This window comes from Exiguobacterium sp. s123, from assembly GCF_018617075.1.
GTDB lineage: Bacteria > Bacillota > Bacilli > Exiguobacteriales > Exiguobacteriaceae > Exiguobacterium > Exiguobacterium profundum.
On sequence record NZ_JACSJL010000006.1, the window covers coordinates 95,790 to 110,113 of the forward strand.

A 14,324-nucleotide genomic window follows, 5' to 3' on the forward strand; every position below is an offset into this window, starting at 1 on the left:
TATTTCTTTTTTAGTTAACATATGAGAGATTATTGGAAGCTTTTATAAAAGAGTTTATATTTCTAAAAACCAGTTTCTTTTTTAAGGTTACTGGTTTTTTAAAATTCTATTCAAAATTACTACTACTCTATTATTACTTACTTCTATAACCCATATAAAACTACTGCCATACACTTTTTTATACTGCCCCTGCAGTCAGTGCTTCCAGAATGACAAGCGAGATTGGTTTAATAGACAGCAAACTAAATATGGTGAAGTCTATCTATCAATCTATGGTTACTGAAGAAGAGCCGCAATTTACGGTCAATTCTTTCGAGGGCATTGACTTGCTCATAATAGATGAAATTGATCGTTTAAAACTGCAAAATTTAGAACAACTTCGGGATATTTACGATCAAAACGACATAGCGATCATATTTATTGGCATGCCGGGCATCGAAAACGGTTGTCCCGTTATCCTCAACTGTACTCCAGGATTGGATTTGCTCATGAATTTGACCGATTAAGTAAAGATGAAACGCACCATTTGCTGATCTATAAATGGCAAGAACTCGGCTTACCTATAAAGCTGGAGGACTTCTCAGATTATGAAGCTTTGGCCAGTATAATCAAAATTACTAACGGGAATTTTCGACTGATTCAAAGGTTATTTTCACAAATTGAAAGAATTCTAGAAATTAATCAGCTTACTTCAATTACAACAGAAGTGGTCGAAGCTGCACGTGACAGCCTAGTTATCGGTATCAAATAATTAGAAAAGCTATCTCCCTAGCACAGAGGGAGATAGCTTTTTCATGCAAAATAATACTTAAATAAAACGCAAAATATAATTAGAAGTAACAAAACAACGAAAAAAATAGAAACTGACGGATTCGTCAGTTTCTAGCGGATGGTCACTTGATAGAGTTTGTCGTCTTGCGATTGCGGATTGCCTCGTCCGTCCGTATTGTTCGAAATAAAATACAACGTATCGTCGTTCAACCACACATCACGAATCCGCCCTACCCCTTCGACAATTGTCGTGACTTGCTTCGTTTCACGATCGATGGCCACGAGCCGCTCATTCCGAAGTGTCACCATGTATACGTACCGTTCATCGGTCGCAATTCCAGATGGTGCCCAAGACGTCTCACCAACTTCAAACCATGGCGTGATGAGACCTTCTCGTTCCTCGTTTGCCTCAATGAGTGGCCATCCATAATTGTTTCCTTCTTCTATCACGTTGACCTCGTCATGTCCACTCGCCCCATGCTCACTCGCATAAAGCGTATCATCCATCCGACTGAGTCCTTGAGGGTTTCGATGACCAAGCGAATAAATCCAGTCGGTCGGTTCGCCTTCACCCGATAATGGAATTCGTAAAATCTTCCCCGCCAAAGATGACTCATTTTGAGCAAGTTCTGGCACGAGCGCATCGCCCGTCGTCACCCAAAGATACGCTCCATCGACTAATAGACGTCCACCGTTATGGAAACGTGCCCCTGGTATCTCGTCAATCAAGACACCAGTTTCCTCGAAGCGTTCTCCATCCCACGTCAACTCTACCACCCGGTTCTTGACGTCTCTTCCCGATGAACCGTACGTATGATATGCGTAAAGGATGCCACTCGATTCAAAATCGTCGCTCAGCGCGATGCCGAGGAATCCTCCTTCACCAATCTCAAATACGTCTTCGTCCAAGTTCACGTCAGATTGCGTCGCGCTACCGGAATCATCGATTACCGTGATGGTCCCACCACGTTCCGATACGAACCATTTATCCGCACTTCGAGCGAGTGACCACGGGATCTCTAGATTCTCAGCGACGGCGGTCACTTCCCCGATGTTCAGTTCCGTCTCTTTAGTGGTATTCGATTCTTCAGATGTTGCCGACTCATCACGAGTCGATTCTTCAGCAGGTGGTGGCTCCGTACCTTCGTTCGTCGGTTCTGGCGTACATCCCATAAGAAACAATAGTGTCACAATCCCAATTTGACGTTTCATGTCGGTTCGCCTCCCTTTCCTTCATCATACCCTTGTTTTACGAACGCTGTGAAGGTTCCGGTGGGCGGGCCGGCAAACGGGTTGCGATGATGAATGCAATCACGGCCGCAATCATCGCCCCGATGAAGATACTGTTTAGTCCGGTCGCAATAATCTGTTCACCTTGTAGACGGACAGACGCGCTTAACGTCTCCGTCACACTTTGATTGAAGAAGTCTTCCAAAGACACTTGGGATAAGGAGCTGCTTTCTTTAAAATCATTGAGTACGACAAAGTTAAAGACGGCTCCAAAGACTGCTACACCGAGCGTTTGACCGACCGTACTTAAGAAGGAGTTGGTCGCGGTCGCCGTTCCTCGTTGCTGATAGGAAACGACGGTTTGCAAGACGACGATAAACATCGGCTGCGACAATCCGAACCCTACCCCAATCAAAGCCACCGCACCATAAACCCAGAAATCCGAGCTTGATTGAGATAAAAGTGTCAACGTGAACGTTCCGATGACGAGTAGCCCCATACCAACCAACGCGCGACGTCTCGGGGAGGCCACACCGAGTGTCCGTCCCCCGATAATCGATGTGAATGTCCATGCAACAGACAACGGCATCAACATGAATCCAGCCTCGGTCGCTGTTTTTCCTAATACGGCTTGCGCCCAAATCGGGATGTAAGCTGACATCGAAACGAGCACCCAAGCCGCAAAGAAGACTGAGCCGTTGATAGCCGCAATCGTCGGTTGCTTGAGCAAATCAAACGGCAATAACGGAGAGGATGCTCTTCTTTCCGATAGGAAGAATCCTCCTAATAAAATAATACTAAGCACGCCACTTCCGACGATGGTCGTCGTCCATTCATTCGTTTCACTGAACGTGATCAAGGCGTATAAAAACGCGGTCGTTCCTCCAGCGAACAAAAGAGCACCTTTCAAATCAATCCGTTCGCTCGTTTCAGCGACGGTTTCTTTATAAAAGACGATAATCATGATAAACGAGAGTAACGCAAATGGCACGTTTAGTAAGAAGACGTAACGCCAAGACAACGTTTCGACCAAAAATCCACCGATAACGGGACCGAGCACACCTGATACACCCCAGACCGCACTTAGAATGCCTTGAATTTTCCCACGCTCTTCGTATTTATATAAATCTCCAATAATCGTCATCGAAATCGGAAGCACGGCTCCGGCCCCGAGACCTTGCAGCGCCCGAAAGACAATGAGTTGTTCCATCGATGTCGCTAACCCACATAACAATGAAGACACGGTGAACAACCCGATTCCAAACAATAGAACGCGCTTTCGCCCGAATAAGTCTGCCACTTTTCCATAAATCGGTGTCGAAACCGCCGTAAAGAGTAAGAAGGCAGCAAATACCCAGCTGACGAGCGTCGCCCCGTTCAACTCACTTGCGATGACCGGTGTCGCAACCGATACGACTGTCCCTTCAATCGCCGCTAAAAAGGTTGCCAGTAAGAGGGCAACCGTCACATTTTTTCTCATTCGTTCCATCTCCCCAAAAAATAGTGGCGTCGGAAGGTTCCGAGCACCACTTCAACTGTCTTTTATTTTGTGCGAGTCGCGTCCATTTGACAAGTGTCATCTGTCAAATCGAAGAAGAATTCTCGACATAAAAAACACAGACGGTGAAGGGGTCGTTTCACCGTCTGTGCCATGCTTATTTCACTTTGTCTTGCCATACTTTCGTGAAGTCCTGTAGCATCTCTTCACCTGTTTTTTGTCCACCGACATATGCCTGCATGAGGGCACCATATTCATTCACTGCACCATCCGGATACTTGAACCAGTTCCAAGAGAGGGTCTTCCCTTCATTCGAATACGCCAAGATATCGTCTGCGAGTGGTCCAAGGTCGTTGGCTTCAATCGACTTGAAGGCAGGGATGAACTTGAACTTGTTGACCATGTAGTCTTTCCCTGTATCCGACGTCACCATCCACTCTAAGAAGTCTTTCGCTTCTTCTTTATACTTCGAGTTTTTGTTGACGACCCAGTTGTTCGGGACGCCGACTGGAAGACGGTCCATCTTCTCCGCATCGTCATTGATCGGGATCGGGACGAAGCCCATCTCCATATCTGGATTTACGTCGAGGATCATTTGTTGTGCCCAGTTCCCTTGTTGGAGCATTGCCGTCTCTCCTTGGGCGAACTGTGTGACTTGAGTATTGTAGTCCGTCGTCAACGGGTTTTTGTTTCCGTATTTAATCGTCAAATCAAACAATTTCAAAAACTCTTGGAACTGTTCATTGTCTTCAAACTTCGCTTTATTCTCATTGAGCGCTTGAATAAATGCATCCGGGTCGTCTTGTTGCGCCATTGGAATGTTCAACAAGTGAATCCCTAAAATCCAGAACTCTGCATAACCGACAGAGAACGGTGTGATTCCCGCTTGCTCAAGTTTCTCAGCAGCATCCGTCAGTTCAGAGAGTGTTTTCGGTAACTCTTTGATTCCCGCTTTTTCAAAAAGTTCTTTATTATAGATGAATCCGTAACCTTCGAGGTTCATTGGCATTCCGTACAGTTTACCGTCCATCGTCATCGGCTCTTTCGCGACCTCTGTCAAATCTCCGACCCACTTCTCGCTCGAGAGGTCCTCGAGTTTATCTTTCCATGTCTGCGCTTCCGTGAATCCACCGTTATTAAAGATATCTGGTTCATTGCCTGAAGCGAATTGTGATTTGAGGGCCGCACCGTAGTCTGCTCCACCACCGACGGTTTGAACCGTGACTTTCACACCCGTCTCCTCTTCATACTCTTTTGCCATCGCTTCAAGATCTTTCGCGATCTCCGCTTTGAATTGGAAGACGTTTAACGTGACATCCTTTTTGTCGCCGCCATCCGCATTTCCTTCAGAAGAACCTTCGTCCGTGAGTGATCCGCCGCCGCAAGCCGCGAGTGATAAGACCATTCCAGCCGTCATGACCGCTGTAGACAATTTCCACTTCCGTTTCATCTCATTTCCTCCCTTAACCTTATCCATCTTTACAAACTCAACTTTAAATGAAAACGCTTCCACGATGTAGGTGTCAAAATTGACGGATAGGGTGGAAAATGTTGCACAGAAAAACAGGACTCTTTTTTCGAGTCCTGTTCCGTGTTTCTTCTTATTATATTACAACAAGCTGATGCCGGCTTCTTTGCACGACTGAATGACTTCTTGCGGCCAGACCGATGTTTGCACTTCCCCGATATGACGCGCGCGCAACAGATACATCGCGACACGTGATTGTCCGATCCCGCCCCCGATTGTAAGAGGAAGCGTTCCTTCGAGCACTCCTTGATGGAATGGGTACGCGCGCTTCTCTTCCGCGTCTGCTTTCTTCAGTTGCGCATCAAGTGCCACTTCGTCGACACGAATGCCCATCGATGACAGTTCAAATGCTGACTCGAGCTCAGGGTGCCACACGAGAATGTCTCCGTTGAGCGACCAATCATCATAGTCTGCCGCTCGTCCATCGTGTTTCATACCCGAAGCGAGAAGATCTCCGATTTGTGAGATGAAGACCGCGCCGTACTCTTTACAGATGGCCGTTTCACGTTCTTTCGGTGTCATGGTCGGATACGTATCCTCCAACTCCTGACTCGTGATGAAATGAATCACTTCAGGAAGGATCGCTTCAACACCGTATGTTTTCTCTACTTCCGCTTCTGTTTCACGGAGCGCAGCGTAAATGGACTCCACCGTCGCTTTCAAATATTCCATTGTCCGTTCTTCTCGAGCAATCACTCGTTCCCAGTCCCACTGGTCGACGAATAAAGAATGTGTCGCATCGAGTTCTTCGTCGCGTCGAATGGCACGCATCTGAGTGTACAATCCTTCACCAACACCGAATCCGTAACGACCGAGCGCTTCACGTTTCCATTTCGCGAGTGACTGAACGATTTCAAGTTCATGTCCCGGATACATCGTATCAAACTGAATGATGCGCTCCACACCGTTCAAGTGATCGTTGACCCCACTCGCCGATTCGACGAATAGTGGTGCTTGTACTTGAATCAGTCCGAGTTCACGTGAGACTTTCTCCTCAAAAAGTGCCTTTACTGCTGCGATCGTCTGCTGTCTTTCCTTCATCGTGCTTGTTGCTGTTGTCATTTTCCGTTTCCTCCAATTGTGGAATATTTGAAAATGAAGCCATGAAAAAAAGCCCTCCATTCCCATCGAACATGGGACGGAAGACTTCGGTTCCGCGGTGCCACCCAAATTAGTAGACGAATCTACTCACTTTTTCGAGACAATCATCTCGTAACTCCGATAACGGGGAGCGGTCCGGCTACGTCTACTGGCAAAGCGTTCGGGTAGCGACTCCAGGAAGTTTTTCGACGAAGGGTTAAGACCGGGCTCACACCACCCCCGGATCGCTTGACTCACTACCTTCGTGTACTCGTCCTTTCGACGTCGTTCACAATTGAATTGAGTTCATTATTATAAATATTCAGACTAATGTCAACGATTTTTTTCAAAAAAAATTAATCCTCCGTGTAGCGAACGGAGGATTCCCTTGGGAGGGTTATTTAATCGAACCACTTGTGATCCCTTTGATGATATGCTTTTGCATGCCGAAGAAAAAGACCAGAAGGGGAACGATTCCTAACACTAAACCTGCTAATGCCAAATCCCATTGTTTCGTGTACTGTCCAAAGAAATAGAATGTCGCGAGCGGGATGGTCCGTAACTCGACATCACGAAGAACGAGCGATGGTAATAAGAAGTCATTCCAAATCCATAGACTGTTCAAGATGACGATTGTCACCGTGATTGGCTTAAGAAGTGGAAAGACGATGCGCCAGAAGACACCCCATGTCGAGCAACCGTCGATGATGGCGGCTTCTTCAATCTCCTCAGGAATCGACTTCATGAATCCGTGATAGAGGAACACCGAGATGCCAGACCCAAACCCTAGATACATGACGATCAGGCCCCAATGACTATTCAACAGCCCGAGGATACTCGAAACTTTCACGAGCGGAATCATGATGGACTGGAACGGAATGACCATCGCTGCCACGAACATGAAAAAGATCATTGTAGAAATCCAATGTTTCGTCCGAACGAGTTTCCATGCCGCCATCGAGGTGAAGATGACAATGACCGCATTCGCTCCGACCGTGATGAGAAGGGAGTTCAAAAAGACACGTCCATAATTCATCGCTTCCCACGCCTCTGTATAGTTTGAGGTCAACCACTCGTTCGGTAAGGCGGACGTATTCGTAAAGATTTCAGCCATCGATTTGAACGAGTTGGCGACGACGTAATAGAACGGGACCAAATAGAGCAGTCCGAGCAAGATGGCGACGAGCTCAATAATTCCAAGGTTCCAAGAATACGTTCCCGGGCGAAGTGGACGCTGCGGGATACGCTTCGGTGTCTTCTCTACGTTTCTCTCGACATGTTCCAATTTTTCCGTCGTCATGCTTCCACCTCCCGTTTTTTCGTCACGTACACTTGCGTCACCGTAATCGCAGCCACAACCAAGAAGAAGATGACCGCCTTCGCTGACCCGAGACCATAATTATTATTCACAAAAGACTCCGTATAGATATTTAAGGCTAACATTTCGGTCGATTTGAACGGTCCACCATTCGTGAGCGACAAGTTCGTATCAAACACTTTGAATGACCAAGAGATGGTCAGGAACAAACAGATGGTAATCGATGGCATAATCATCGGTAGAGTGATATGGCGGAGCATCTTAAGACGATTCGCCCCATCAATTCGTGCCGCCTCCATCAAATCAGTCGGCACGTTTTGTAGCGCCGCGATGTAGATGACCATGACATACCCGCCACCTTGCCAGATGGCGACAATCACGATTCCCCAAAATGCCGTTTGCGCATCACCGAGCCATGGTAATTCGAACAGGCTCCACCCCGTCAAAGCACCGATCGAGGCAAATCCTTTTACATAAATGAACTGCCAGATGAACCCAAGAATTAAGCCACCGATCAAGTTCGGCATGAAGAAAATCGTGCGTAGGAAGTTTCGCGTCTTAATGTTCATCGTCAATAATAGCGCCAATGAGAAACCAACGATATTCGTCAATAGGACAGACACAAGCGTATATTTCGTCGTAATCCAAAAAGAAGCGCGGAACTGCTCATCTTCAAAGAACAAGCGATGATAGTTATCCAATCCGACAAAGTTCAGTTCTCCGGTCACGCCGTTCCAATCAGTGAAACTGTAGTAAATGCCATTAAAAAATGGGATGAGTACGATTGCGACAAATGCCAGAAAAGCAGGTCCAACAAATGCTATAAAGCTCGCAGGTTTCTTCCAATTCCCTCTGCGTTTCGTCCGTTTAGTAGTCTCAGTCATGTGTATCGCCTCCACTATCACTGTATCGTGTCAAACTCCTAATGAAAACGGATACATTTGACGGAAAGGGTGGAAAATATTGAACGGAATGAATGAATTTGAAGGTGTGATGAGTTATGATAAAATCAATGATAATACGAACGGATTAAATATGATTTGCCTTGATTCATATTTTAATACGAAATTCACGAATGATTTTAAGAGAATAAAAAGATATCGTTCGATAAACGGAGGGACTTTTTGAAATGACAACGACGAAACCATTATCTGACCTTACGATTGCCCAACAAGCCAAAACCTTGCCGATTAAAGACATCGCAGCAAAAATCGGATTACACGAAGATGACCTGGATCTTTACGGAAAATACAAAGCGAAACTTTCTTACGATGTCCTCGAACGTGTGAAAACGAAGGAAGACGGAAAACTCGTTCTCGTCACCGCCATCAATCCGACACCAGCTGGCGAAGGAAAATCGACGGTGACAGTCGGGCTCGGACAAGCGTTGAACCAGTTGGATAAACAAGCAATCGTCTGTCTGCGCGAACCTTCACTCGGCCCGACGATGGGTCTAAAAGGTGGCGCTGCTGGTGGTGGCTTCAGTCAAGTTCTCCCGATGGAAGACATCAACCTCCACTTCACAGGTGATATGCATGCGATCACATCGGCCCATAATACGATCAGTGCCATGATCGACAATCACTTGCATCAAGGAAACGACCTTGGAATCGATGTCCGACATATCGTCTGGAAGCGCGTCCTTGACTTAAACGACCGCGCACTTCGTCATGTCACGGTCGGCCTTGGTGGTCCTGCTCACGGAGTCCCTCGTGAAGACGGATTTGATATTACCGTCGCTTCAGAAATCATGGCGATTCTCTGTTTGGCCGATTCATTGGACGACCTAGAAGAACGCATCAAGCGAATCGTAGTCGCCTATGACCATCAAAAAGAACCAATCACGGCAGAACAAATCGGGGCGGCCGGGGCGGCGACGTTACTGTTGAAGGAAGCCTTTAAACCGAACCTCGTCCAAACGCTCGAACAGACGCCTGCACTCGTCCACGGCGGACCGTTCGCAAACATCGCGCACGGATGCAACTCACTGATTGCAACGAAGACTGCATTAAAGCTTGGGGAGTATGTGGTGACGGAAGCTGGGTTCGGTGCCGATCTCGGAGCAGAAAAGTTCTGTCATATCAAATCTCGAGTCGGTGATTTGAATCCGGATGCGGTCGTACTCGTCGCAACCGTTCGCGCTTTAAAAATGCACGGTGGCGTTTCGAAAGATCAGCTTCATATTGAGAATGTCGGTGCAGTCGGAGAAGGATTGAAATTACTCGCCAAACATATCGATACGATGAAAAAACTCGGACTGCCTACGGTCGTCGCATTGAACCGTTTCAATTCAGATACAGAAGAGGAACTTGCAACCGTTCTTGATTGGTGTGCGGCACACGGTATTCGTGCTTCGCTCAGCGAAGTATGGGCAAACGGCGGACTTGGTGGTCGACAGTTAGCCGAAGCGGTCATTGACGCCGTCGAGTCGAACGAAAGCAAACTGACGCCTCTATATGAGTTGACCGATTCGATTGAACAAAAGATTAAAACTATTGCGAGAGAAGTATACGGTGCTGCAGACGTCGTGTTCACCGCCAAAGCACAAAAGCAAATGAAAGATGTACAGGCGAACGGCTGGTCGGACCTTCCCATTTGTATGGCGAAGACACCGTTCTCCCTCTCAGACGACCCTTCAAAATTCGGTTATCAACAAGGATTCACCATCACCGTTCGCGAATTAAAACCTTCAGTGGGAGCAGGATTCCTCGTCGCCTTAACAGGCAACGTGTTAACGATGCCAGGGTTACCGAAACATCCAGCGGCTCTCAATATGGGGATTGACGAATCTGGAAAAGCAATCGGCCTTTTCTAATAGGAGGATGACACATGATCGTATCGCAGTTGACGTATCCTGACGGGTATCAAACAGAAGTCATGCACGTTCAGGCAGAGCAATCGATTGGAAAAATATTCATGTTTCACGGGATGCTCGAACATCATGAAAGATATATTGAGTTTGCACAGTTTATGGCAGATAATGGCTATGACGTATTTGTGTGTGACTTGCGTGGTGCAGGTACAAGCGCTCATGATCAACAGTCTTATGGACACCTTGCTCCTGGCGATGGCTTTCAGCAACTTGTCGAGGATGCTCAATATCTAATCGACCGTTACGAGGATGGGCGCCCTACTTATGTGTTAGGCCACAGTTTCGGTTCCCTGCTTGCTCGTCGACTCGGTCAAATCATGGGGCATGCCTTGGCTGGATTGATTGTCGTCGCCCCGCCCCCACATCCTGGGGTCGCAGGTGAAGTGGGGCATCGTTTAATCGCTACCGTCATGAAACGGAAAGGTGCCACCCATCAATCACGTTTCTTTGAACGCCTCTTGTTCGGACGTTACAACCTTAAGTTTTTACCTGCTCGAACGGATAGTGACTGGCTCTCAAGTGTTCCAGACGAAGTCGACTCCTATCTCGCCGACCCAAACTGTGGCGGTCTGCCTTCCCTCGGTTTTTTACATGAAGTGACACGTGCTTCCTTAGATGTCACCACGGCTGCACGGATTCATGAACATCCGAAGTCCCTTCCAGTTCTGTTCGTTGCCGGAGTGGACGATCCTGTCACGCATGATGGTGAAGGATTGAACGGAATCATTAAGAAGTATCGAAATGCGGATGTCGAACTCGCAGTCGTCACATACGACAATGCCCGACATGAAATTCTTCGCGAAACGCACCGTGAACAAGTGTGGTCAGATATTCTTACCTGGATGAAGCAAAATAGAATCCATTAATTTACTCAATCCCCTTTTATAAGGGGATTTTTCATTTACCTGATTTTAGAAAAAATATTTTAAGCATTTACCTTTTTTGAAATTCTGCTTCTTCTTTCCAATTTTTAAGTACGTTATACTTAGACCGCAATCACTTTTAATCACGTTTTTTCATCCGAAAGGGGTAACATATTGAAATCGACACTCTCACGATTGGGGGTTGCCACCATCGTCTCAGGTACGATTCTGAGCACCCTTGCGCCTCTCCAATCATACGCAGCAACATCCGAAGGAACAGTCAACACACCCATTTTAAATGTACGATCTGATTCATCGACATCGTCTTCAATCGTTGGCAAGTTAACAGAAGGAACGACGGTAGACGTATACGCCGTCAACGATGAATGGGCACAAATCAACTTCGAAGGTCAAAAACGATACGTTTCTTCTACGTATTTGACGATCGGCTCATCTATGACAACAGCGTCTACTTCATCTTCTTCGTTATATGTGGCTGAAATGAACGTCAATCTTCGTTCTTCGATGTCGACGTCTGCTTCCATCGAAACGGTCATTCCAAAAGGATCACTCGTAACGCATGTCTCAACACATGGTGCTACAGGATCTTGGTATAAAGTACAATTTGGTACATATACAGGATATGTGGCGGCACGATACTTTACCGAAACGAGCCCTACATTTTACGCGTCTACGACAGCCGTTCTATATGACAAGACAGGTACTGGCGCATCAAAAATCGCTACGATTCCAGAAGGTGCGAAAGTCACATACTTAGAATCTTTAGGAGCGACGGGATCTTGGTACAAAATCGAATACGGTTCACTCGTCGGTTATGCACCGGCACGTAACTTTACACCGACTCCGCTTGCTCCAGAAGCGGTCACGACATATTACGCAGTGAAGAATGTCGCGCTCTACAATGGTTCAGGAACTGGTGCATCAAAAATTGCAACAATCCCACTCGGAGCAGAAGTGAAGCGTGTATACGTGAACGGATTGAGTTCATCTTGGTATAAGGTTCAATATGGGGACACGGTCGGTTATGCGGCCGCGCATAACTTCTCGACATCAAAACCTGAAGCCGTCGTCAAAACAACCTATTATGCCGTTCGCGACCTCGTGTTATATGAGTCATCCGCTTCCGGAGCGGCTCGTCTTCGCACGATTCAAGAAGGGACAAAAGTCGTCCAAGTATCGGATGCCAACTTATCGGACTCTTGGTTCAAAATTGAATATGATGGAGTCACCGGCTTCGCTGCCGCTCGTCATTTTTCAACGAAGGCACCTGAAAAAGTGACGATCACACCATACTTTGCGATTCGAAATGTTGCGATGTATAGTTCATCTGCAGCCGGAGCGACAAAGGTTGCGACAATTCCGTTCGGTGCAAAAGTAGAACAACTTTCGCAAAGCGGCCTTTCTAGTTCATGGTTCAAGATTCGTTATGACGGAAAAACAGGATATGCGGGATCTAGTCACTTCTCATTGAAAGATCCAGAGGTCGTGGTGAAAACAGATTATTATACAACGCGTGACGTCGTTTTATACAACCGCTCGGATGCAGAAAAAGTGAAGATTGCAATCATTCCGTTCGGTACGAAAGTTCAGCAAGTGTCGGAGCCTGGTCTCACGGAGCGATTCTTTAAAATCGAATACGGTCCGATCACAGGTTATGCGACGGCGGACTACTTCTCGAAAACAGCACCGTCAGACGAACAATATGAAGAAGAACGCCAAGTTCGCATCTATGTAAACGGGAACGAGCCCCTCAACGTTCGTTCTACGCCTGATTCATCATCAACGACTAATAAAGTCGGAACGTTAAGTACGGGAACGATTGTCAACATCAAACCGATTGTCGGTTCGAAATGGGCACTTCTTACGAGTGGGACGTATAGCGGTAACTACATTCATACCGATTACGTCGTACCGGTCACAACGACCCCACCTGCGACAGGCATCACGAAAAAAGTCTCGTATACGAGTTATCCGATGACAGCTCGTCAGATGGCAGACCGTCAAGTGGCTCAATTCGCCCAAACGGATGCACATCGATACGAAGAAGCTTACTTACCTCGTGCTTGGGTCAGTGTCAACGGGTCGACAGGAAAGATTGTAAAATCGGAGATGACTGTTGTATCAGGGTTAGGAACCGCTTTGAAGATGACAGCCTCTTCAAGCTCATCCTCGCTCGTGACCATTCCATTTGGTGCGTCGATTCAATACGTTGACCGTTATACGTCCGGGTCAACCGTTTGGTATAAAGTAAAATACGGCACGATGACCGGTTACGTGACACCGAGTTCAGTCGTCGGAACCGCCAACATTTTGAGCCGTCCAATTTTAACATCTCATGCGTACGGTCAAATCAATACTGGTGAAACCGTTACGATTACAGGTCAATCCGGCACATACTATACGATTTCGTATAAACGACCGGCCGGACACAATATCCGAGTCTTTGATAACACTTGGCGTCGTGCATCAGTTGATGATCTTCTTCCATACGTCGATCCTAGCCAGATTGATGCAAACTCTCGATCATTCTATCAATTCTTAGATTTATCGAAGAGCGCTGGGACAACTGCGACAACATTGAACAAGGTCCTCACATCAAAAGGAACGCTCAGCGGACAAGGTCAGGCATTCGTTGATGCGGCTAGTATGTATGGCGTGAACGAAGTGTATCTTCTCTCGCATGCCATCCTTGAAACTGGACATGGTACATCCCTTCTCGCAAAAGGAGTTCCTGTCGATAAAGATGGGAATGCATTGATCAACTCGAGTGGGAATCGGATTTATCCGGAACGTCCTGTTGCGGCAACCGTCTATAATATGTACGGTATTCAAGCAACAGATAGCAACCCTCTTGGAAACGGCGCCAAATACGCCTTCCAACAAAAGTGGTTCTCTCCTAAAGAAGCGATTATCGGAGGAGCCTACTGGATCGGGGCTAGCTATATCAATCACCCGACATACAAACAAAATACACTGTATAAGATGCGCTTCAATCCTTCTTCACCTGGAACGCACCAATATGCAACGGATATCGGATGGGCCGCAAAACAAACGACAAGCATCTATAATATCTATCAATCACTTGATGCTTACACACTCAACTTCGATGTACCAAAATATCAGTAACAAAAGGAGACACGCGC

The 14,324-nt window shown here is 46.8% G+C and carries 9 protein-coding genes, 1 pseudogene and 1 other annotated feature; of the genes and pseudogenes, 4 read left to right on the top strand and 6 right to left on the bottom strand.

Annotated elements, in window-relative coordinates; translation table 11 throughout:
* Positions 1 to 311: 311 nt before the first annotated feature.
* Positions 312 to 751: pseudogene (locus tag KNO72_RS11520) on the top strand (AAA family ATPase); the annotation flags it as partial.
* A gap of 131 nt (positions 752 to 882) precedes the next feature.
* On the opposite strand, the gene KNO72_RS11525 reads toward KNO72_RS11520, so the two are convergent.
* From KNO72_RS11525 to KNO72_RS11550, 6 genes are all read right to left on the bottom strand, one after another.
* Entirely contained in the window at positions 883 to 1,983 is a 1,101-nt protein-coding gene (locus KNO72_RS11525) for a PQQ-dependent sugar dehydrogenase (protein WP_214685554.1), read from the bottom strand.
* Positions 1,984 to 2,020: 37 nt separating this feature from the next.
* A complete protein-coding gene (locus KNO72_RS11530; protein WP_214758220.1) occupies positions 2,021 to 3,481 on the bottom strand; it encodes an MDR family MFS transporter in 1,461 nt (486 codons plus the stop codon).
* Positions 3,482 to 3,656: 175 nt separating this feature from the next.
* Entirely contained in the window at positions 3,657 to 4,949 is a 1,293-nt protein-coding gene (locus KNO72_RS11535) for an ABC transporter substrate-binding protein (RefSeq protein WP_214758222.1), read from the bottom strand.
* A 159-nt stretch (positions 4,950 to 5,108) separates the two neighbouring features.
* A complete protein-coding gene (gene asnA / locus KNO72_RS11540) occupies positions 5,109 to 6,089 on the bottom strand; it encodes an aspartate--ammonia ligase (RefSeq protein ID WP_214731612.1) in 981 nt (326 codons plus the stop codon).
* Positions 6,090 to 6,158: 69 nt separating this feature from the next.
* Positions 6,159 to 6,399 (bottom strand) — a binding site (T-box leader).
* A 105-nt stretch (positions 6,400 to 6,504) separates the two neighbouring features.
* The gene (locus tag KNO72_RS11545) at positions 6,505 to 7,407 is read right to left on the bottom strand and encodes a carbohydrate ABC transporter permease (RefSeq protein ID WP_251024992.1); all 903 of its coding nucleotides are present in this window, start codon (positions 7,405 to 7,407) and stop codon (positions 6,505 to 6,507) included.
* On the bottom strand, positions 7,404 to 8,309 hold the full coding sequence (locus tag KNO72_RS11550; RefSeq protein ID WP_196431582.1) for a carbohydrate ABC transporter permease: 906 nt from the start codon (positions 8,307 to 8,309) through the stop codon (positions 7,404 to 7,406). The genes KNO72_RS11545 and KNO72_RS11550 overlap by 4 nt, the downstream gene beginning before the upstream one ends.
* Positions 8,310 to 8,554: 245 nt before the next feature.
* Between KNO72_RS11550 and KNO72_RS11555 the strand changes: the two genes are divergently transcribed.
* The 3 genes from KNO72_RS11555 (at position 8,555) to KNO72_RS11565 (ending at position 14,307) form a co-directional block, all read left to right on the top strand.
* On the top strand, positions 8,555 to 10,240 hold the full coding sequence (locus KNO72_RS11555; RefSeq protein WP_214758224.1) for a formate--tetrahydrofolate ligase: 1,686 nt from the start codon (positions 8,555 to 8,557) through the stop codon (positions 10,238 to 10,240).
* Between the two features lie 14 nt (positions 10,241 to 10,254).
* On the top strand, positions 10,255 to 11,163 hold the full coding sequence (locus KNO72_RS11560; RefSeq protein WP_214685551.1) for an alpha/beta fold hydrolase: 909 nt from the start codon (positions 10,255 to 10,257) through the stop codon (positions 11,161 to 11,163).
* A 171-nt stretch (positions 11,164 to 11,334) separates the two neighbouring features.
* Complete coding sequence (locus KNO72_RS11565; RefSeq protein ID WP_214758226.1) at positions 11,335 to 14,307, top strand: SH3 domain-containing protein; 2,973 nt, start codon at positions 11,335 to 11,337, stop codon at positions 14,305 to 14,307.
* The last annotated feature ends 17 nt before the right edge of the window (positions 14,308 to 14,324 follow it).

What these genes read in the sequence shown, in the direction of transcription:
- KNO72_RS11525 (WP_214685554.1), bottom strand. Translation starts at nt 1,983, where the DNA reads ATGAAACGTCAAATTGGGATTGTGACACTATTGTTTCTTATGGGATGT.
- KNO72_RS11530 (WP_214758220.1), bottom strand. Translation starts at nt 3,481, where the DNA reads ATGAGAAAAAATGTGACGGTTGCCCTCTTACTGGCAACCTTTTTAGCG.
- KNO72_RS11535 (WP_214758222.1), bottom strand. Translation starts at nt 4,949, where the DNA reads ATGAAACGGAAGTGGAAATTGTCTACAGCGGTCATGACGGCTGGAATG.
- asnA (WP_214731612.1), bottom strand. Translation starts at nt 6,089, where the DNA reads ATGACAACAGCAACAAGCACGATGAAGGAAAGACAGCAGACGATCGCA.
- KNO72_RS11545 (WP_251024992.1), bottom strand. Translation starts at nt 7,407, where the DNA reads ATGACGACGGAAAAATTGGAACATGTCGAGAGAAACGTAGAGAAGACA.
- KNO72_RS11550 (WP_196431582.1), bottom strand. Translation starts at nt 8,309, where the DNA reads ATGACTGAGACTACTAAACGGACGAAACGCAGAGGGAATTGGAAGAAA.
- KNO72_RS11555 (WP_214758224.1), top strand. Translation starts at nt 8,555, where the DNA reads ATGACAACGACGAAACCATTATCTGACCTTACGATTGCCCAACAAGCC.
- KNO72_RS11560 (WP_214685551.1), top strand. Translation starts at nt 10,255, where the DNA reads ATGATCGTATCGCAGTTGACGTATCCTGACGGGTATCAAACAGAAGTC.